This window comes from Escherichia sp. WS1450, assembly GCF_046487395.1.
Taxonomy (GTDB): Bacteria; Pseudomonadota; Gammaproteobacteria; order Enterobacterales; family Enterobacteriaceae; genus Escherichia; species Escherichia coli.
In genome coordinates this window covers 1-19,981 of the sequence record NZ_JBJQJO010000028.1, presented here as the reverse complement: position 1 = coordinate 19,981, position 19,981 = coordinate 1, and the positions used below count along the sequence as shown (strand labels likewise).

Sequence of the window (19,981 nt, the reverse complement as noted above, 5' to 3'; positions counted from 1 at the left end):
TGATTCGGTTAGTTTAAGTTCACTTCTCTGACCGGGGTTACTGAACCATAATCATTAACGGTCTGAAATTTCAGCTTTCCCTGCACTCCTGAGGGTAAGGGAATTTGTGAATTAACTCTGGGTGCAGCCATAGCATTCCCCAGTTTTTGGCTGCCCACTTGCAAGTTAACCAGGGTGACATAAAAAGGTGATGGATTATGAACATTGATATAGTTACCGGATCGCGAAAACTTGAGTGTGTCCGGCGCTTCTGCGGGTAATTCTTGTAATTGAATTGGACGGAGAAATAACTTCATGCGCGATAAAATCGCCAGTTGCAAAACATTCCTGCCGTTCAATGCATTTTTATCTACCGAAGGGATCGTCTTAACATTCATCCAGAACAGAGACTCACGATCTGCCGCCAGCGGTGGACCGGTGTAAATAATACGCAAGGTATTTTCGCTTTTGGGTTCACTAACAAACAGTGGCGGTGTAATGATGAATGACTTTTCTTTTACACCGCTGCTGTTTTCAATCCACGAATTGACCAGAAAGCGCTCATTGGTATGGCTATTTCTAATCCATACCGCAGTCTGTTTAGCATCAGCGGGATAAATAATACGCGTGGCACCTAATGCGATCCCTCCGGCAGCATGGGCGCTGGCCGAAATGATTAAATAAAATATAATGAGCATCAATAACTTTATTTTAGTCATCATAGTTAATACGCCTTGTGTATTCCTGACGGCAAAAATAAGGAGTATAAAGAAATGATTGCTTTGGTTTCTTACAACACATCATTCCCTTTTCATTTAATAAAGCGGCATGATACAAAGTGAACATGATTTCGATTTACATTGCCACCATACCGCTTCAGACAACCGGTACATTACTTTGTTATAAGACGTGATATATAATTCAAAACAACGTGGTTTTGATTATTCGTATCTCATAATAAAAGTCGCGTCAGCATTTGCTTGCCCTGCTGATGCACTTGTACCGGTGCCTTTATAACGTGCAGAAAAATGAAGAACGTTGGTCCCGGGGATCAAGTTCTGGTTGGTTGAGAAGCTATTCCCATCAGGTTTGAGAATTGCGGATGTATTATCAAGTATTTCAATACCGACACCCGTTGCTGTTGTTGTATTAGTACTGGATGCAATGGCCAATAAATTATCATTGATTGCATCCGCCTGACCAGAAAATGCAACGGCAGCATTAGCGGCAACGACAGGATCGCAGTCGTTCAACTGTATAGTGAATGGAATTAATGCAGAGGTATTACCAACAGCATTGAAAATATCGGTACGATATTGACCGAGTGTGACAACCTGGTCTGCCGAGTCAGTATTCACTGAACAGGCAGCATTCACCAGTTCGCCTTCAAAGTGAATTGTACCGCCATCTACAACGGCAGCATAACTACCCGTAGCGGCGAATAGTGCGGCGGCCAGCGCAGACGAAATAAATCTTAATTTCATATATATTCCTTCAATCTCATTTATCGACTCCACATCCGTATATAACCGATTACTTTATTTAAGACACTGATAGTAGTAAATTCCTTTTTATCCTCTAAGAATGTCTTAATTGAAAATATGCACTCTATTCTAAAAAATAGAGAGCCCCGTTAGATGAATACTTCCGCGCAAAATATATTCAACACAAATATAGACCTGAAGCGGTAAATTACCAGGCTGAAAATTCTTTTTATATTGTCAGGTATTTCTTAAATTATCTTAATCCTTTGACAAGGAAATAAGTCAGTTCCAGATTTACAACGCCATCATGGACGAAAAATGAAGCTTTCAATCTCAGCGACAGTGCGCCTCACCTTCGAACGAGGTCGCTTCACACGATAAATCTGAAACGAAACCTGACAGCGCGCCCCGCTTCTGACAAAATAGGCGCATCCCCTTCGACCTACGTAACAGATGGAATCCTCTCTCTGATGGCAGCAAAGATTATTGACGGTAAAACGATTGCGCAGCAGGTGCGCTCTGAAGTTGCTCAAAAAGTTCAGGCGCGTATTGCAGCCGGACTGCGGGCACCAGGACTGGCCGTTGTGCTGGTGGGTAGTAACCCTGCATCGCAAATTTATGTCGCAAGCAAACGCAAGGCTTGTGAAGAAGTCGGGTTCGTCTCCCGCTCTTACGACCTCCCGGAAACCACCAGCGAAGCGGAGCTGCTGGAGCTTATCGATACGCTGAATGCCGACAACACCATCGATGGCATTCTGGTTCAACTGCCGTTACCGGCGGGTATTGATAACGTCAAAGTGCTGGAACGTATACACCCGGACAAAGACGTAGACGGTTTCCATCCTTATAACGTCGGTCGCCTGTGCCAGCGCGCGCCGCGTCTGCGTCCCTGCACCCCGCGCGGTATTGTCACGCTGCTTGAGCGTTACAACATTGATACCTTCGGCCTCAACGCCGTGGTGATTGGCGCATCGAATATCGTTGGCCGCCCGATGAGCATGGAACTGCTACTGGCAGGTTGCACCACTACCGTGACTCACCGTTTCACTAAAAATCTGCGTCACCACGTAGAAAATGCCGATCTATTGATCGTTGCCGTCGGTAAGCCAGGCTTTATTCCCGGTGACTGGATCAAAGAAGGCGCAATTGTGATTGATGTCGGCATCAACCGTCTGGAAAATGGCAAAGTTGTGGGCGACGTCGTGTTTGAAGACGCGGCTAAACGCGCCTCATACATTACGCCTGTTCCCGGCGGCGTTGGCCCGATGACGGTTGCCACGCTGATTGAAAACACGCTACAGGCGTGCGTTGAATATCATGATCCACAGGGTGAGTAACATGGCGACATTTTCTTTAGGTAAACATCCGCACGTTGAGCTGTGCGACTTGCTGAAACTGGAAGGCTGGAGCGAAAGCGGCGCGCAGGCGAAAATCGCGATTGCCGAAGGCCAGGTGAAAGTCGACGGTGCGGTTGAAACGCGCAAACGCTGCAAAATCGTTGCCGGGCAGACAGTGAGTTTTGCCGGTCACAGCATACAGGTTGTTGCCTGATCCCTTTCCCGGCCTGTAACAACAGGCCGGTTCTCTTTTCAGACTTTTGCCCTCTACGCCCCGTTCATCCATGCTGATAGCATCGACATTTTGCCGAAGCGACCATCATGCCAACCGTTGTTACGCACGCCGCCGTTCCCCTTTGCATTGCTTTAGGGTTGGGTTCGAAAGTCATCCCTCCGCGTCTGTTATTTGCCGGAATCATCCTGGCGATGCTGCCCGATGCCGACGTGTTGTCGTTTAAATTTGGCGTTGCTTATGGCAATGTTTTTGGTCATCGCGGGTTTACCCATTCGCTGGTGTTTGCGTTTGTTGTCCCGCTGTTATGTGTGCTGATTGGACGCCGATGGTTCAGGGCTGGGCTGATTCGCTGCTGGGTGTTTTTAACCGTCTCGTTGCTATCGCACAGCTTGCTGGATTCTGTAACCACTGGTGGTAAAGGGGTTGGCTGGCTGTGGCCGTGGTCAGATGAACGCTTTTTCGCCCCCTGGCAGGTGATTAAAGTCGCGCCGTTTGCATTGTCTCGTTACACCACGCCGTACGGGCATCAGGTGATTATTTCTGAATTAATGTGGGTGTGGTTGCCGGGGATGCTACTGATGGGAATGTTGTGGTGGCGCAGGCGATAACCGGATGCGAAAACTCGCATCCGGCAATAGCGCAATTACTTACGACGCCAGGTGGTCCCTTGCGGGCCATCTTCCAGCACGATCCCCATCTCATTCAGACGGTCACGCGCCGCATCTGCCGCCGCCCAGTCTTTCGCTTTACGGGCATCCAGACGCTGTTGAATTAACGCTTCAATCTCAGCCACTTCGCTGTCGTCTGCCTGCGCGCCGCTTTGCAGGAACGCTTCCGGTTCTTGCTCCAGCAGGCCCAATACAGCGGAAAGTTTACGCAGGTGAGATGCCATTGCATTCGCCGCTGCCATATCTTCTGCTTTCAGACGGTTCACTTCACGCGCCATATCAAACAGTACGGAATAGGCTTCCGGGGTGTTGAAATCGTCGTCCATCGCTTCAATAAAGCGCGCTTCAAACGCTTCACCACCCGCAGGCGCAACGGTTTTATCGGTGCCGCGCAGCGCAGTGTAGAGACGCTCCAGCGCCGCACGCGCCTGCTTCAGGTTCTCTTCGCTGTAGTTCAGCTGGCTGCGATAGTGGCCCGACATCAGGAAGTAACGCACGGTTTCAGCATCGTAGTATTTCAGCACATCGCGCACGGTAAAGAAGTTACCCAGCGATTTGGACATCTTCTCGCGGTCAACCATCACCATCCCGGAGTGCATCCAGTAATTCACATACTGACCATCATGGGCACAGGTGGACTGCGCGATTTCGTTTTCGTGGTGCGGGAACATCAGGTCTGAACCGCCGCCGTGGATATCAAAGTGGTTACCCAGCTGCTTGCAGTTCATTGCCGAACATTCAATGTGCCAGCCAGGACGGCCCGCGCCCCACGGAGACGGCCAGCTCGGTTCGCCCTCTTTCGACATCTTCCACAGAACGAAATCCATCGGGTTGCGTTTGTCGTCGACCACGTCAACGCGCGCGCCTGCCTGCAGCTGGTCGAGATCCTGACGCGACAGCACGCCATATGTCGGATCGGTCGGGACGTCGAACATCACGTCGCCGTTGTCCGCCACATAAGCGTGACCTTTGGCGATCAGTTGTTCAGTGAGTTCAATAATTTCGGCGATATGGTGCGTCGCACGCGGCTCCATATCCGGGCGCAGAATGTTCAAAGCATCAAAATCTTTGTGCATTTCGGCGATCATGCGATCCACCAGCGCCACAAAGCTTTCGCCATTTTCATTGGCGCGTTTGATGATTTTGTCGTCGATATCAGTAATGTTGCGCACATACTTCAGCTTATAGCCGAGGAAACGCAGATAGCGCGCGACCACGTCAAAGGCAACAAAGGTACGCCCGTGACCGATATGACAGAGATCGTAAACGGTGATTCCACACACGTACATGCCGACTTCCCCGGCGTGAATAGGCTTAAATTCCTCTTTTTGGCGTGTCAGAGTATTGAAGATTTTTAGCATCGAAGATTCCGTTTAGACATGTGTGGGTAATTGAGTTGCGTATAATACCCATATTTCCCGCGCGAATCAGCATACATTGCGAGATGATCCGATCGTGCGGTTATGCTATAACACCACCCTATATATGACCCGAACCGGGTTGAAGCACCAATCAAACGGAACAGGATGCAAAAATGGTTACTTTCCACACCAATCACGGCGATATTGTCATCAAAACTTTTGACGATAAAGCACCTGAAACAGTTAAAAACTTCCTGGACTACTGCCGCGAAGGTTTTTACAACAACACCATTTTCCACCGTGTTATCAACGGCTTTATGATTCAGGGCGGCGGTTTTGAACCGGGCATGAAACAAAAAGCCACCAAAGAACCGATCAAAAACGAAGCCAACAACGGTCTGAAAAATACCCGTGGTACACTGGCAATGGCCCGTACTCAGGCACCGCACTCTGCAACTGCACAGTTCTTCATCAACGTGGTTGATAACGACTTCCTGAACTTCTCTGGCGAAAGCCTGCAAGGTTGGGGCTACTGCGTGTTTGCTGAAGTGGTTGAAGGCATGGACGTGGTAGACAAAATCAAAGGTGTCGCAACCGGTCGTAGCGGTATGCATCAGGACGTGCCAAAAGAAGATGTCATCATTAAAAGCGTGACCGTTAGCGAGTAATCGTGGCGACACTCTTTATTGCAGATCTTCATCTCTGCGTGGAAGAACCGGCGATCACCGCCGGTTTTCTGCGTTTTTTAGCGGGAGAAGCCCGCAAGGCCGACGCGCTGTATATTCTTGGCGATCTGTTTGAAGCGTGGATTGGCGACGACGATCCCAACCCACTCCATCGCCAGATGGCGGCAGCGATCAAAGCGGTGTCCGATTCCGGTGTTCCCTGTTATTTCATTCATGGCAACCGTGATTTTCTGCTCGGCAAACGCTTTGCCCGTGAAAGCGGCATGACGTTATTGCCGGAAGAAAAGGTGCTCGAACTGTATGGTCGCCGGGTATTGATTATGCATGGCGACACGCTGTGCACCGATGACGCCGGTTATCAGGCTTTTCGCGCCAAAGTCCACAAACCCTGGCTGCAAACGCTATTCCTCGCCCTGCCGTTGTTTGTGCGCAAACGCATTGCCGCGCGAATGCGAGCGAACAGCAAAGAAGCCAACAGCAGTAAATCGCTGGCGATCATGGACGTTAACCAAAACGCGGTAGTCAGTGCGATGGAAAAACATCAGGTGCAATGGCTGATTCACGGGCATACCCATCGCCCGGCAGTACATGAACTTATCGCCAATCAGCAACCTGCTTTCCGCGTCGTGCTGGGAGCCTGGCATACTGAAGGTTCAATGGTGAAAGTCACGGCGGATGACGTTGAGCTGATTCATTTTCCGTTTTAAAAAACCCGCAACTTTGCTGATTTCACAGCCACGCAACCGTTTTCCTTGCTCTCTTTCCGTGCTATTCTCTGTACCCTCTAAAGCCGAGAGTTGTGCACCACAGGAGTTTTAAGACGCATGTCTTCCCGCAATAATCCGGCGCGTGTCGCCATCGTGATGGGGTCCAAAAGCGACTGGGCTACCATGCAGTTCGCCGCCGAAATCTTCGAAATCCTGAATGTCCCGCACCACGTTGAAGTGGTTTCTGCTCACCGCACCCCCGATAAACTGTTCAGCTTCGCCGAAAGCGCCGAAGAGAACGGTTATCAGGTGATTATTGCGGGCGCAGGCGGCGCAGCGCACCTGCCAGGTATGATTGCCGCCAAAACGCTGGTGCCGGTGCTGGGCGTGCCAGTACAGAGCGCCGCACTGAGCGGTGTCGATAGCCTCTACTCCATCGTACAAATGCCACGCGGCATTCCGGTGGGTACGCTGGCGATTGGTAAAGCTGGCGCGGCAAACGCGGCGTTACTGGCAGCACAAATTCTTGCGACTCATGATAAAGAACTGCACCAGCGTCTGAATGACTGGCGCAAAGCCCAGACTGACGAAGTGCTGGAAAACCCGGACCCGCGAGGTGCGGCATGAAACAGGTTTGCGTCCTCGGTAACGGGCAGTTAGGCCGTATGCTGCGTCAGGCAGGCGAACCGTTAGGCATTGCTGTCTGGCCAGTCGGGCTGGACGCTGAACCGGCGGCGGTGCCTTTTCAACAAAGTGTGATTACCGCTGAGATCGAACGCTGGCCGGAAACCGCATTAACCCGCGAGCTGGCGCGCCATCCGGCCTTTGTGAACCGCGATGTATTCCCGATTATTGCTGACCGTCTGACTCAGAAGCAGCTTTTCGACAAGCTTCACCTACCGACCGCACCGTGGCAGTTACTTGCCGATCGCAGCGAGTGGCCTGCGGTGTTTGATCGTTTAGGTGAGCTGGCGATTGTTAAGCGTCGCACTGGTGGCTATGACGGACGCGGTCAATGGCGTTTACGCGCCGATGAAACCGAACAGTTACCGGCTGAATGCTACGGCGAATGTATTGTCGAGCAGGGCATAAACTTCTCTGGCGAAGTGTCGCTGGTTGGCGCGCGCGGCTTTGATGGTAGCACCGTGTTTTATCCGCTGACGCATAACCTGCATCAGGACGGTATTTTGCGCACCAGCGTCGCTTTCCCGCAGGCCAACGCGCAGCAGCAGGCGCAGGCCGAAGAGATGCTGTCGGCGATTATGCAGGAGCTGGGCTATGTGGGCGTGATGGCGATGGAGTGTTTTGTCACCCCGCAAGGTCTGCTGATCAACGAACTAGCTCCGCGTGTGCATAACAGTGGTCACTGGACGCAAAACGGTGCCAGCATCAGCCAGTTTGAGCTGCATCTGCGGGCGATTACCGATCTGCCGTTACCGCAACCGGTAGTGAATAGCCCGTCGGTGATGATCAACCTGATTGGTAGCGATGTGAATTATGACTGGCTGAAACTGCCGCTAGTGCATCTGCACTGGTACGACAAAGAAGTCCGTCCGGGGCGTAAAGTGGGGCATCTGAATTTGACCGACAGCGACACATCGCGTCTGACCGCGACGCTGGAAGCCTTAATCCCGCTGCTGCCGCCGGAGTATGCCAGTGGCGTGATTTGGGCGCAGAGTAAGTTCAGTTAACCTGGTGCACATATTCTTACCGGATTCGGCGTGAACGCCTTATCCGGCTTAACGCTCCGGTACCCATTGTAGGCCTGATAAGACGCGTCAAGCGTCGCATCAGGCACAAATGTCTAATGCCTACGACTACAGCGAAATACAGGTCCCCGCTTCGCCCGCCAGCGTCTCTTCAATCCGCGATAACGCCCCAATCCACGCAGGTTTGCCACGGCTTCTGACATAGCCACTCACCGCCGTTACCTTCGGCCCCATCGAACCATCGGCTTTGGCAAATGGCGCTAACTCATCCGGTGTGGCACGGCGAATGGCGCGTTGCTGCGGCGTTCCCCAGTTTTCATAAACCGCGTCAGCATCGGTGAGGATCACCAGCCCATCGGCGTTAATCTGCGCAGCGAGCAACGCAGCGGCGAGATCTTTATCAATCACTGCTTCACTCCCTGCCCCGTCTTTCGTCACAGGCACACCGCCGCCGCCACTGCAAATCACCACATGCCCCTCTTTGAGCAACAACTCAATGGCTTCGCTGTCGAGAATTTTACGCGGTTGCGGAGACGCCACCACCCGGCGCAAATATTTACCATCACGTTTCATCTGCCAGCCATAAGCCGCTTCCAGTGCCTCTTGTTCTTCTGGCTGATAAACCGGACCGATAAACTTCTCTGGCTGCAAAAACGCCGGATCATCAGGCGAAACCTCAATGCGCGTCAGCACCGTCGTGACAGGCGGCATCTGCGGCTGTGCGCTCAAGCTCTGCGCCAGCATATAGCCAATCATCCCCTGGCTTTCCGCTACCAGCACATCCAGCGGATACGGTTCTACCTCTTTCCACGCCAGATTCTGTAACGCCAGCAGCCCCACCTGCGGCCCGTTGCCGTGAACAATCGCCAGCCGATAAGAACGGGCCAGGCGCGTCAACGCGGGTACAGCACTGGCAATATTGCGATATTGATTTTCTGCCGTCAGCGCTTCGCCGCGCTGGAGTAAGGCGTTGCCCCCAAGAGCCACAACCAGTGTTTTCATGGTTTTCCTTGTAATAATTGTTGACCAAGCCAGAACCCCAGCAGCGTATCTGCCCCTGACGTATGCCCCAGCGCCAGCAGCGAATCAATCGCAACAGCGGTACGTTTCGGGCAACTCAGAGCATGGACAAAGTGCAGGAGTGGCGAGGCGAAATATCCTTGCGCGGCATAACGTAAATAACTGACGCTCACCGCTGTGGTAACGAGTTGAAGATTGTCGGAACAGGCAAAAAACTGGCGACCGGAGCGCGTATCTAAAGCGCCATAATACCAGGCCGCCAGCAGCATTCCGCTCAGCGTGTCATCATGACTCGGCGTTAATCCCGGACCTTTGCCCAGCCAGTGCCGCCAGTCGGTCTTCACGCCATTGAGCGCGGCCTGAAAACAGTGGCGAAACTGGCGTAATTCAGCAGGAAGCGGATCGCCTGCCGCCAACGCCAGTGGCCCGAAAAGCCCGGTTTCCTCCGCGCGTTGCATCCATGCCGCTGCAAGCGGTTGAGGATGCGCAGGCGGCGTAATACGCAGCAAACAATAACGCTGTGGCTGTTTAACCGTGAAACGTCCGAGGCGAATCCCTTGTGCCACAACCTGCGGTTGTTCATTGCCGCATAATCCACCGCATAACGCATCGAATTGCGCGCGGCGAAGCACCCATCCTCCGGGGCCGAAACCACTACCCTGACGATGCAGTGTTAACAATTCACCGCTTTCCGTCATCAGGTTAATCGCCCGCCGCCACACGCCCGCTAACCGCCAGGACTGGCGATAATTCGGTGCACTACGGCTGGCAAGCAGAGGATGGATGATCGTCATTGTGCGTTCCTCAACCAATCCCCATGCTTTCAGCCAGTGCTTCCAGCGCCTGTTCAAAGCACGCCAGCGGTGCCCGCACAGTGCCTGCGCCAATCTGCCCGATCCCCGCCTCTTTATGGGCGATACCGGTATTGATGAGTGGCGTAATGCCGGTTTCTACCACGCGACGAATATCCAGCCCCAGGCACGCGCCCTGAAAATCCCAGCCGGGGATCTGCAACTGCATATTGCGTTCAAGGAAGATTTCCGCCATCTCTTCAGATACCGCTCTGGCCGCTTCCATGCCACCCGCACCGACAAAGCGCGTTACGCCAGGCGCTGCGATCATCGCCGCTCCGCCAATACCAAAGGTTTCGGTAATTGCGCTATCGCCCATATCCGGGTTCGCCTGCTCCTGCGAGAAACCGGTGAAAAACAGACCTTGGGGAGTGTTTACAGGCGCAGTAAACCAGCGTTCGCCCAGCCCGCTGACCCGAATCCCGAACATATTGCCGTTGCGGGTCATAGCCGTGACGATGCTGCCTGAGCGGATCATCGCGCCAGCATCCATCGCCGCCTTGCAGTAGGCCATCGCGAGGTTGAGGAAGAACTGATCGGTCACGCTGAGGAAATCCATCACTTCCGCAATGTGCTGTTTATCATGATCGAGGCGAGCAATTTGTGGGGCCAGCGTACGCATTAACAGTGCTGAGGAAGCAATATTGCGTTGATGGAACTCATCGCCCATGGTAATGCCCTGCGCCATCATCGCGGTGAGATCGATACCGCGCTCCATGCGCCCCAGCGCCGCGCTTAATACTGGCATTAACACATCGCGCATCCAGCGATGGCGAGTCAGGACATCTTCGCCGTAAGCGCCAAAACGCATCACTTTGCCGATACCTTCGTTGAGGTTGCAGTACGCCCGGTTGCCGTCGGTCACGTTCTCGACCACCAGCATCGGCATACTGGCAGAAGTAATGCCGCCCATTGGCCCGACGGCATTCACATGGTGACAAGGAATGAAGTTCACTTCCCCCTGATCCAGCATTGCCAGCGCCTGCGCTTCATCTTTCGCCCAGCCTTCAAACAGACATGCGCCCACACATGCCCCTTTCATGGGTCCGGTCATCTCCTGCCAGCACATTGGCGGCCCGGCGTGAAGCAGTGTTTTGCCCTCGTTTAGTTCGCTGATAAGTGAAGAAGCCGGTTGCACATCCAGCCAGTGTGGACGAGCACGACGAATTTGTTCGATAACCGCAGCATTGGCTTGCGCCACTGATGTAAACATGGGAACCCCTTATTGCAAACGTTCTAATAAACGAGCCAGTTTTTTATTGCCGCCGGCGACTGGCGACCATTGGTAATGCACAACCGGTTTGCTGGCGCTTTGTAGCGCCAGCGCAAAGCTGCGTAATCCGATGTTAATCACGGCGACGTTTTCCAGTAATGACGGTGTGTGTTGCTGTGTGGCAGGCGAGAGCGGATGAATTAACGCTGCCGCCAGCAAGGTGGCTTCCGGCAGCGAACTCACGACCGCGATCCCCGCATCTTCCAGCGTGGCGATTTGTTGCGAGCGGCATTGCGGGTCACGTTCGGTGCCTGTCACCGTGGCAATGGCATACAGTGGTTGATTGTCTGGACGCGCGGCACAGGCTTTTTGCCAGGCGCTCACCAGCGAGGCGGCAGGATCGGCAGTCGCACCGAAGCCAATCACGACATCAAGCAGCAACACGCGCACTTGCGGTTTAGCGCCGAGATCGGCAATTAACAGGTTGCGTAAGGTCGGGTCGATCATCGGATGGGGACGCCCGACGGTGTAAAAATCATCGCCCAGGTCGAGGATCTGATGTCCGTCGGCGTCGAGCATCATGCCATGTTGATGGGTATCGTCGGCTTCCACGCCAAGGTGTCCGGCAAGTAATCCCGCCGCTTCAGCAGCCAGCGTACCGCCGGTATACAAACCGCAAATAAATCCGCTGCTGACAGGTGCTATTGCGTTACGTCGCGCCGTGACGCGTGAAAGCAGGCAAGCCAGGCGTGCGGCCTCATCAAGCGAGGAGGCAAACCAGACATTCTCGTCGCGGGCCACCGCCGGGGTATAACCTAAAAACAGCGCCACCGTCGGTTTGCCAGTTGCTTTCATGGCATTAACAATTTTCAGACGCACAGCTTCGGCAGGTGGTTTTGAAACAAATGCCAGCACTTCGCTTTTCTCGTCTGCGCTGAGCATTTCCAGCGCCGTTAGCGCACTGATGCCGCCCACTTCACGGCTGAGGTCGCGCCCGCCAAGACCAATCGCGTGGGTAATACCCTCCCCTGCCAGCGCAATCTGTGAGCACAGCTCCTGAATCCCGGTACCGGAAGCGCCAATGACGCCAATGTTGCCTTCCGGCATCACGTTAGCAAAAGCCAGCGGCGTGCCGGCAATCATCGACGTACCGCAGTCCGGCCCCATCACCAGCAAGCCTTTTTCCCGCGCGCGGGTTTTAAGTTGGATTTCATCTTCCAGCGTGACGTTATCAGAGAACATCATCACGTTGAGGTTGCGATCCAGCGCCTGATTCGCCAGCTCCGCCGCATACTCGCCAGCCACTGAAATCAGCGCCAGACTGGCGTCGGGTAATTTCTGACAGGCACTGTCCCAGCGACGCACCTGCGTCAACGCCTGGCTGCTGCCTGAACCCTGCGCCAGTTGTTTTAGCGCCTCTTCAAGCTGTTGCATAATCGCCTGCGCGATCCCCGCATCCGCCGCTTCGCTACGAATTGCCACGCAAATATCGTTCGGCGTGGCGTTATTAAAATCGTCATGCCAGAAACCTGTGGTATCTAATAACGCTTTATTGGCGGGCGTACCCATCATTACGGAAACATCATCAACATTTTCTGATTCGCTGAGTTTTCGTGAAATAATCATTAAACTGACCGAATCCTGAAAACACCCTTTTTTAATAAAGGCGTGGATCATAACAACTCCTTAAAAATTGCACCCATGGCAATTGCACGAGCAGTGTTAATGTGGCGATTACGGTATCGATGACAACGAGTAAATAAGGTGATGAATATCACATAGGGATTATTAACAAAAGAATTCAAATAACCGCCAGGCTATTACGTGTTATTTTTTAATAAGCGTGGTTGTTTTAAAAACCAGGTTAAAAGCGAGCGGATTATCAAATAAATTCTAACTATATTTTTTTGCCTGTCTGGATCACATAATCCAGATATTTTCCCTGTATGTTAATTGCAGTCATGCTTCACACCGTCGTTAAAAAGGAAGACAGATGAAAATCAGTCGGGAAACACTCCACCAGCTAATCGAGAATAAACTCTGCCAGGCTGGGTTAAAACGTGAGCACGCTGCAACCGTGGCTGAAGTATTGGTTTACGCCGATGCCAGAGGGATCCACTCTCATGGCGCGGTGCGCGTGGAATACTACGCGGAACGCATTTCAAAAGGCGGCACCAACCGCGAACCGGAGTTTCGTCTTGAGGAAACCGGGCCGTGTTCGGCAATTTTACATGCCGACAATGCTGCCGGACAGGTCGCGGCGAAAATGGGTATGGAACATGCCATCAAAACCGCCCAGCAAAAAGGCGTTGCGGTGGTCGGTATCAGCCGGATGGGTCACAGCGGCGCAATCTCTTATTTTGTACAGCAGGCAGCTCGCGCCGGGTTAATTGGCATTTCGATGTGCCAGTCCGATCCAATGGTGGTGCCGTTTGGCGGCGCGGAAATTTACTACGGTACTAACCCACTGGCCTTTGCCGCGCCGGGAGAAGGCGACGAGATCCTTACCTTTGATATGGCGACTACCGTACAGGCATGGGGAAAAGTGCTCGACGCCCGCTCGCGTAATATGTCTATCCCGGATACCTGGGCGGTCGATAAAAACGGAGCACCAACAACCGATCCATTTGCAGTTAACGCCCTGCTCCCTGCCGCCGGACCGAAAGGGTATGGCCTGATGATGATGATTGACGTCCTCTCAGGCGTCTTACTCGGTTTACCGTTCGGGCGACAGGTTAGTTCGATGTATGACGATTTACACGCCGGGCGTAATTTGGGGCAATTACATATCGTTATTAACCCGAACTTTTTCTCCTCCAGCGAACTATTCCGTCAACATCTTAGCCAGACCATGCGCGAATTAAATGCCATAACCCCCGCGCCCGGTTTTAACCAGGTTTATTATCCCGGACAGGATCAGGATATTAAACAACGCAAAGCCGCCGTCGAAGGCATCGAAATTGTTGATGATATTTACCAGTATTTAATTTCTGACGCGCTTTATAACACGTCATACGAAACGAAAAATCCCTTTGCGCAATAATTATTGAGACAGGACTTTCTTATGATTACACATTTCCGTCAAGCCATAGAAGAAACGCTGCCCTGGCTTTCCTCTTTTGGCGCTGACCCAACGGGTGGGATGACCCGTTTACTTTATTCGCCGGAATGGCTGGAAACTCAGCAGCAATTTAAAAAAAGAATGGCAGCAAGCGGGCTGGAAACACGTTTCGATGAAGTGGGGAATTTATATGGTCGCCTGAGTGGCACCGAATATCCACAAGAAGTGGTTCTGAGCGGTTCGCATATCGATACCGTGGTTAACGGCGGTAACCTCGACGGGCAATTCGGCGCGCTGGCGGCGTGGCTGGCAATTGACTGGCTGAAAACGCAATACGGCGCGCCGTTACGTACGGTCGAAGTGGTGGCGATGGCAGAAGAAGAAGGCAGCCGCTTCCCGTATGTCTTCTGGGGCAGTAAAAATATCTTTGGGCTGGCGAATCCTGACGACGTGCGGAATATCTGTGATGCCAAAGGAAATAGTTTTGTCGATGCGATGAAGGCTTGCGGATTTACTCTGCCGAACGCCCCACTAACTCCGCGTCAGGATATTAAAGCCTTTGTTGAACTGCATATTGAACAGGGCTGTGTGCTGGAAAGCAATGGGCAGTCAATTGGCGTGGTGAATGCAATTGTCGGGCAGCGTCGCTATACGGTGACGCTGAACGGCGAATCAAACCATGCAGGCACCACGCCGATGGGTTATCGTCGTGATACGGTTTACGCTTTCAGTCGCATTTGCCATCAGTCTGTCGAAAAAGCGAAAAAGATGGGCGATCCGCTGGTTCTGACCTTTGGCAAAGTAGAGCCGCGCCCGAATACGGTGAATGTGGTGCCGGGTAAAACCACGTTCACCATTGATTGTCGCCATACCGATGCTGCCGTGCTGCGCGATTTCACCCAACAGTTAGAAAACGACATGCGGGCGATTTGCGATGAAATGGACATTGGTATTGATATCGATTTATGGATGGACGAAGAACCCGTGCCGATGAACAAGGAACTGGTCGCCACCCTGACAGAATTGTGTGAACGCGAAAAACTGAATTACCGGGTGATGCACAGTGGTGCCGGGCACGACGCACAAATTTTCGCGCCGCGCGTGCCGACCTGCATGATTTTTATCCCCAGCATCAACGGGATCAGCCATAACCCGGCAGAACGCACCAATATTACCGACCTTGCCGAAGGGGTCAAAACGTTGGCACTCATGCTTTATCAACTTGCCTGGCAGAAATAAGGAGTTATAAATGGGATATTTAAATAACGTCACCGGTTACCGCGATGATTTACTGGCTAACCGTGCGATTGTGAAACACGGTAATTTCGCGCTGCTAACCCCGGACGGTCTGGTAAAAAATATTATTCCGGGCTTTGAAAATTGTGACGCGACAATCCTCTCCACGCCAAAGCTGGGTGCCTCTTTTGTTGATTATCTGGTCACACTGCATCAAAACGGTGGCAACCAACAGGGCTTCGGGGGCGAAGGCATTGAAACGTTCCTGTATGTGATCTCTGGAAATATCACTGCCAAAGCCGAAGGTAAAACATTTGCCTTAAGCGAAGGTGGCTATCTTTATTGCCCACCAGGCTCCTTAATGACGTTTGTTAACGCCCAGGCCGAAGACAGCCAAATCTTTTTATATAAGCGTCGCTATGTTCCGGTAGAAGGTCATGCGCCGTGGCTGGTTTCTGGCAATGCCAGCGAACTCGAACGCATTCATTATGAAGGCATGGACGATGTTATTCTGCTGGATTTTCTGCCCAAAGAGTTAGGTTTTGATATGAACATGCATATCCTCTCTTTTGCGCCAGGTGCCAGCCACGGTTATATCGAAACTCACGTCCAGGAACACGGTGCCTATATTCTTTCCGGTCAGGGGGTTTATAACCTCGACAATAACTGGATCCCGGTGAAAAAAGGCGATTACATCTTTATGGGCGCTTATTCCTTACAGGCCGGTTATGGCGTAGGGCGTGGTGAAGCGTTTAGTTATATTTACTCAAAAGATTGCAACCGCGACGTTGAGATTTAAGTCATACCACTCGCCTGATTATTTTTAGCTATGTTGGATTTTGCCACGGTTTATACCGTGGCTTTTTTTGCGGTAAATTCAGGTAAAAAACGGATGCGGGATAAAATGCATCCGCTCTAATGGCAAGAGTCAGTTTTTAATTCCCTGACCTATTTTAATGGCGCAGGCAATATTTCGTGCGCTGTTGAAGAGATTGGTTTCACCGCTGGCGAGCACTTCGGCTAAAGGTGCCAGACGTGGCAAAATGCTGAACACCGCGTCAATGCCGTACTGGTGCACCACTTCCACGCCATCACCCAATACGCCAGCAATCCCAATCACCGGGACATTAAACTGCTTCGCCACCGACGCCACGCCCAGCGGTGCTTTACCACCTGCCGTTTGCGAATCGATGCGCCCTTCCCCGGTGATCACCAGCGCTGCACCCTGCACCGCCTGCTCCAGGTTGACCGCCCGCAGTACAATCTCAATACCCGGTTTAATATCCGCATTGAGGAATACCGCCGCCGCAATGCCCATCCCGCCCGCCGCGCCGCCGCCCGCCATCTGGCAGACGTTGATTTCAGTTTGCTGTTGTAAAACACGGGCGTAATTTTGCAGCCCCTGCTCCAGCTCTTCGACCATTTCCGGCGTTGCCCCTTTTTGCGGACCAAACACCGCCGCCGCACCGCGTGGCCCCACCAGCGGGTTATCAACATCACACGCCACTTCGATATGACAATTTGCCAGACGCGGATCGCATTCATCCATCTCAATACTTGCCACGCGTGCTAAATTGCCGCCGTTAGCCGCCAGCACCTGACCGTCGGCATCAAGGAAACGCACACCAAGCGCCTGCGCCATGCCCATACCGCCGTCGACCGTCGCACTGCCGCCAATGCCGAGAATAATATGGCGAATGCCGTTATCCAGCGCATGACGAATTAACTCCCCCGTACCAAAACTCGAGGCCAGCAACGGATTACGCTTTTCAGGCGCGACCAGCATCAGGCCGCTTGCCGCAGCCATCTCAATCACCGCCGTTTTCCCGTCGCCGGTAAGGCCATAAAAAGCATTCACTGTTTCGTCCATCGGCCCGCAGACTTCAAGCGTCACGATGTTGCCGCCCGTCGCGGCGACCATCGCATCCACCGTCCCTTCGCCGCCATCCGCTATCGGCAAACAGATATAGTGCGCATCGGGAAAGAGGGTCGAAAACCCGGCTTTAATTGCCTGACAACATTTTTCTGCACTTAAGCTCTCTTTAAAAGAGTCTGGCGCAATGACAATCTTCATTATCAATCCTTTTTCAACAAATTATTCGATGCGTTCCCACGGAATAAGATTATCCATAAGAACAGCCAGTAAAATTCCGACCAGTAAGCCGTTACTGAGCAGAGGACGAAGCGTTAATGGAAGGTCTTGCAGATACACAGGCGGTAATGCCATTAAAAATATGCCGACAAATAACGGCAATGCGAGTCGATAAATATTGCGAGCGGTAAACGTGATTTGCTGGCTAAACACCAGCGCGGAAAAGAGTAAAGGCAGATAAGAAACCAGCATGACCGCGCTACTCACGGGTAAAGGGATACTGCAAAACAGTCGTGTGAGTGCCGGAACCAGCGCCACCAGCAGGCAAATAACGCTGCCATAAATAAACGAACGCCGCGTGTAATCGCCAGTCTGGGTTAATAAACCAATGGATGAAACAAACGGTGAAAATGGAATTACCGCCAGCGGCACGGTTATCAGCGTCATAAATCCGGTCGCCACAAAGCTGCGACGATAACGTGTATTCCCCGCGCCCTGCTGCGGATAAAAAACATCCGTGCCACGAATCGCACCGTAGGTATTGCTGATATTTACCAGACCTGTAATCACCGCCGTCAGAATAATCCCCGGCGACAAAGCACCGCCACTGCCGAGCGGGAACCACTGCCAGTGCAACTCACCGGAGAGCGAATGCGAAGAAGGAAAGCAAAAGTACCACAACAACCAGCCGGTTATGGTACCGACCAGCAGGCCATAACGGGCAAAACGTTGCGGCAGAAAGATAATCATCGCCAGTACCAGGCACATCACCGCCACCGAGAGCGCGAACGGCGGTAACTGAATTTTAAAATTCGGGTCGGCTATGCCAAACGGCAGCCCGAGCATACCTTTGAAAAAGATAGTGGTCAGCTGCGCGCCCAGCATCAACATAAACAAGACCATCACCGACGGCGTAAATAACCGCGCCAGACGATGACCTAATCCGCTAAAACCAATCAACATCGTCAGCACGCCAGAGAGCGCAATTCCCACCGCCAGGCTGGTAGCGATATCGTTGATCGGTGTCCCGCGCGATGCTTCGCCAAGGGTGATAGTAAGGATGGTTCCCCACCACAGGCCACCCGGTCCTTCCATAATAGCGCGACGATGACCGCAGAACGCCTGAGCGAAGCAGGCCAGTGCGGTAGCAAGAAAAGCATATTGGGTGAGCGTAAGCAGGCTACTTTGCGGCAACTGAAAAGCAGAAAGTAGCGTAGGAGGAACCACAACAGTGTTGCAAAAAATAAAGAAAAACCACTGAAATCCTGATAACAGGCTTTCGCGGCTGACTGCAAAATTGAACATAAACACACCTTAACCGGAGAATGCCCGCCGCAAGGACGGGCATTGCAGGGGCCAGATTACTGCTGATGTTTAAGGATAAATTGACCTTTCGGCGCAACAGGGAAGCCCTGTTCGATGTCGTAAATCACATCTCCACGTAAGATGGTTTTCGTGATACGCGCGCCAATGGTACGGCCAACATACGGGCTGACTTTGTGGCGATATTCCAGATCGTCATTGGTAAGAACATAGCTGCTATTCGGCTGAATGAAGACGAAGTCGGCATCTTTTCCTGGGGCGATACGGCCTTTTTGCTGCAGACCGAAAATATCTGCTGCGTTAGTCGCCATTAATTTGCCGAACATCGGCAGAGACATACCGCGTTTCTGTACCGCTTCATCGAACATCACGTCCATGCAGCTTTGCAGACCGGCGATACCGCCCCATGCTTTCATAATGTTACCGGCTTTCATTTCCGGCGGGCATGGAGAGTGGTCGGAAACCAGGCAGTCGATTTCACCGTTAAACAGTTTTTCCCACATGCCTTTCTGGTTTTCCAGATCGCGGATCGGCGGTGAACACTTCGCCAGGGTGCCAATTTCTTCGAACTGATCGGTATCCAGCACAAAGTAATGCGGGCAGGATTCACAGGTAACATCCTGGCCTTCCTGACGTGCACGAGTCACTTCCTCAACGCCTTCCGGGCTGCTGATATGGCAAACGTGCAGACGGCAACCAGCAACTTTCGCCAGATACAGCACGCGGCGAATCGCTTCCACTTCGGTAAATACCGGACGCGAAGCCACATAGTCATGTGCGGTTACGCGACCTTCACGTTTCGCTTCTTCGCCCAGTTCGTCACAGATCAGCGCGTTTTCGCAGTGCACCAGCACCGGCTGTCCCAGTTCGCCCAGCTTCTGCGCACCTTTGAAGAACTGCCAGTCATTGTGAACCGCCCCGGAAATCCTGGAGACTAAACTCCCTGAGAAAGAGGTAAACAGGATGACTAAAAATACTCGTTTTTCCCCCGAAGTCCGTCAGCGGGCGATTCGTATGGT

General features: G+C 52.5%; 19 protein-coding genes and 1 pseudogene. 10 read left to right on the top strand and 10 right to left on the bottom strand.

The window, feature by feature from the left end; all coding sequences use genetic code 11:
- Nucleotides 1-8: 8 nt before the first annotated feature.
- Together fimC and fimA are read right to left on the bottom strand one after the other, a co-directional pair.
- Nucleotides 9-701, bottom strand: a complete 693-nt coding sequence (gene fimC, locus ACJHYR_RS23175; protein ID WP_000988364.1) for a type 1 fimbria chaperone FimC — start codon at nucleotides 699-701, stop codon at nucleotides 9-11.
- 219 nt (nucleotides 702-920) lie between these two features.
- The gene (gene fimA, locus ACJHYR_RS23170) at nucleotides 921-1,463 is read right to left on the bottom strand and encodes a type 1 fimbrial major subunit FimA (RefSeq protein WP_000776555.1); all 543 of its coding nucleotides are present in this window, start codon (nucleotides 1,461-1,463) and stop codon (nucleotides 921-923) included.
- A gap of 470 nt (nucleotides 1,464-1,933) precedes the next feature.
- Here fimA and folD point away from each other — a divergent pair, with 470 nt between their 5' ends.
- The 3 genes from folD to ACJHYR_RS23155 all read left to right on the top strand — a co-directional run bounded on the left by folD (nucleotide 1,934) and on the right by ACJHYR_RS23155 (nucleotide 3,643).
- Nucleotides 1,934-2,800 carry a bifunctional methylenetetrahydrofolate dehydrogenase/methenyltetrahydrofolate cyclohydrolase FolD gene (gene folD, locus ACJHYR_RS23165; protein WP_000729161.1) on the top strand — a complete coding sequence of 289 codons (867 nt, stop codon included), beginning with the start codon at nucleotides 1,934-1,936 and terminating at the stop codon, nucleotides 2,798-2,800.
- A gap of 1 nt (nucleotide 2,801) precedes the next feature.
- Nucleotides 2,802-3,014: a ribosome-associated protein YbcJ gene (gene ybcJ, locus ACJHYR_RS23160; protein ID WP_000190285.1), complete on the top strand. Its 213-nt coding sequence runs from the start codon at nucleotides 2,802-2,804 to the stop codon at nucleotides 3,012-3,014.
- A 107-nt stretch (nucleotides 3,015-3,121) separates the two neighbouring features.
- Nucleotides 3,122-3,643 carry a metal-dependent hydrolase gene (locus ACJHYR_RS23155; RefSeq protein WP_001586752.1) on the top strand — a complete coding sequence of 174 codons (522 nt, stop codon included), beginning with the start codon at nucleotides 3,122-3,124 and terminating at the stop codon, nucleotides 3,641-3,643.
- Nucleotides 3,644-3,678: 35 nt separating this feature from the next.
- Here ACJHYR_RS23155 and cysS read toward each other — a convergent pair whose 3' ends face one another.
- The gene (gene cysS / locus ACJHYR_RS23150; RefSeq protein ID WP_000912345.1) at nucleotides 3,679-5,064 is read right to left on the bottom strand and encodes a cysteine--tRNA ligase; all 1,386 of its coding nucleotides are present in this window, start codon (nucleotides 5,062-5,064) and stop codon (nucleotides 3,679-3,681) included.
- Nucleotides 5,065-5,237: 173 nt separating this feature from the next.
- Here cysS and ppiB point away from each other — a divergent pair, with 173 nt between their 5' ends.
- The 4 genes from ppiB to purK all read left to right on the top strand — a co-directional run bounded on the left by ppiB (nucleotide 5,238) and on the right by purK (nucleotide 8,148).
- The gene (ppiB, locus tag ACJHYR_RS23145; RefSeq protein ID WP_001586751.1) at nucleotides 5,238-5,732 is read left to right on the top strand and encodes a peptidylprolyl isomerase B; all 495 of its coding nucleotides are present in this window, start codon (nucleotides 5,238-5,240) and stop codon (nucleotides 5,730-5,732) included.
- Between the two features lie 2 nt (nucleotides 5,733-5,734).
- The gene (lpxH, locus tag ACJHYR_RS23140) at nucleotides 5,735-6,457 is read left to right on the top strand and encodes a UDP-2,3-diacylglucosamine diphosphatase (RefSeq protein ID WP_000212253.1); all 723 of its coding nucleotides are present in this window, start codon (nucleotides 5,735-5,737) and stop codon (nucleotides 6,455-6,457) included.
- 117 nt (nucleotides 6,458-6,574) lie between these two features.
- Nucleotides 6,575-7,084: a 5-(carboxyamino)imidazole ribonucleotide mutase gene (gene purE / locus ACJHYR_RS23135; protein WP_001295318.1), complete on the top strand. Its 510-nt coding sequence runs from the start codon at nucleotides 6,575-6,577 to the stop codon at nucleotides 7,082-7,084.
- Nucleotides 7,081-8,148 carry a 5-(carboxyamino)imidazole ribonucleotide synthase gene (gene purK, locus ACJHYR_RS23130; protein ID WP_000815527.1) on the top strand — a complete coding sequence of 356 codons (1,068 nt, stop codon included), beginning with the start codon at nucleotides 7,081-7,083 and terminating at the stop codon, nucleotides 8,146-8,148. The genes purE and purK overlap by 4 nt, the downstream gene beginning before the upstream one ends.
- Before the next feature lie 126 nt (nucleotides 8,149-8,274).
- On the opposite strand, the gene ACJHYR_RS23125 is transcribed toward purK, so the two are convergent.
- From ACJHYR_RS23125 to ACJHYR_RS23110, 4 genes are read right to left on the bottom strand one after another with little or no spacing between them, the layout of a single operon-like run.
- Nucleotides 8,275-9,168: a carbamate kinase gene (locus tag ACJHYR_RS23125; protein ID WP_000855403.1), complete on the bottom strand. Its 894-nt coding sequence runs from the start codon at nucleotides 9,166-9,168 to the stop codon at nucleotides 8,275-8,277.
- A complete protein-coding gene (locus ACJHYR_RS23120; protein ID WP_001305526.1) occupies nucleotides 9,165-9,980 on the bottom strand; it encodes a DUF2877 domain-containing protein in 816 nt (271 codons plus the stop codon). The genes ACJHYR_RS23125 and ACJHYR_RS23120 overlap by 4 nt, the downstream gene beginning before the upstream one ends.
- Before the next feature lie 10 nt (nucleotides 9,981-9,990).
- The gene (locus tag ACJHYR_RS23115; protein ID WP_000495356.1) at nucleotides 9,991-11,250 is read right to left on the bottom strand and encodes a DUF1116 domain-containing protein; all 1,260 of its coding nucleotides are present in this window, start codon (nucleotides 11,248-11,250) and stop codon (nucleotides 9,991-9,993) included.
- A 9-nt stretch (nucleotides 11,251-11,259) separates the two neighbouring features.
- Nucleotides 11,260-12,927, bottom strand: a complete 1,668-nt coding sequence (locus ACJHYR_RS23110; protein ID WP_000580844.1) for an acyl-CoA synthetase FdrA — start codon at nucleotides 12,925-12,927, stop codon at nucleotides 11,260-11,262.
- Between the two features lie 316 nt (nucleotides 12,928-13,243).
- Between ACJHYR_RS23110 and allD the strand changes: the two genes are divergently transcribed.
- Genes allD through allE form a run of 3 tightly spaced genes read left to right on the top strand, consistent with a single transcriptional unit; the run spans nucleotide 13,244 to nucleotide 16,346 of the window.
- The gene (gene allD, locus ACJHYR_RS23105; RefSeq protein ID WP_000703886.1) at nucleotides 13,244-14,293 is read left to right on the top strand and encodes an ureidoglycolate dehydrogenase; all 1,050 of its coding nucleotides are present in this window, start codon (nucleotides 13,244-13,246) and stop codon (nucleotides 14,291-14,293) included.
- A 21-nt stretch (nucleotides 14,294-14,314) separates the two neighbouring features.
- Nucleotides 14,315-15,550, top strand: coding sequence for an allantoate deiminase (allC, locus tag ACJHYR_RS23100; RefSeq protein WP_001305525.1), 1,236 nt, complete (start codon nucleotides 14,315-14,317; stop codon nucleotides 15,548-15,550).
- Nucleotides 15,551-15,560: 10 nt separating this feature from the next.
- The gene (gene allE / locus ACJHYR_RS23095) at nucleotides 15,561-16,346 is read left to right on the top strand and encodes a (S)-ureidoglycine aminohydrolase (RefSeq protein ID WP_000540946.1); all 786 of its coding nucleotides are present in this window, start codon (nucleotides 15,561-15,563) and stop codon (nucleotides 16,344-16,346) included.
- Between the two features lie 129 nt (nucleotides 16,347-16,475).
- Here the strand turns inward: allE and glxK are convergent, their stop codons facing one another.
- The 3 genes and pseudogenes from glxK to allB all read right to left on the bottom strand — a co-directional run.
- Nucleotides 16,476-17,621: a glycerate 3-kinase gene (glxK, locus tag ACJHYR_RS23090; RefSeq protein WP_001586750.1), complete on the bottom strand. Its 1,146-nt coding sequence runs from the start codon at nucleotides 17,619-17,621 to the stop codon at nucleotides 16,476-16,478.
- Nucleotides 17,622-17,642: 21 nt separating this feature from the next.
- Nucleotides 17,643-18,944, bottom strand: a complete 1,302-nt coding sequence (locus ACJHYR_RS23085) for a uracil/xanthine transporter (protein WP_001302767.1) — start codon at nucleotides 18,942-18,944, stop codon at nucleotides 17,643-17,645.
- 56 nt (nucleotides 18,945-19,000) lie between these two features.
- Nucleotides 19,001-19,870: pseudogene (gene allB / locus ACJHYR_RS23080) on the bottom strand (allantoinase AllB); the annotation flags it as partial.
- Nucleotides 19,871-19,981: the final 111 nt, after the last annotated feature.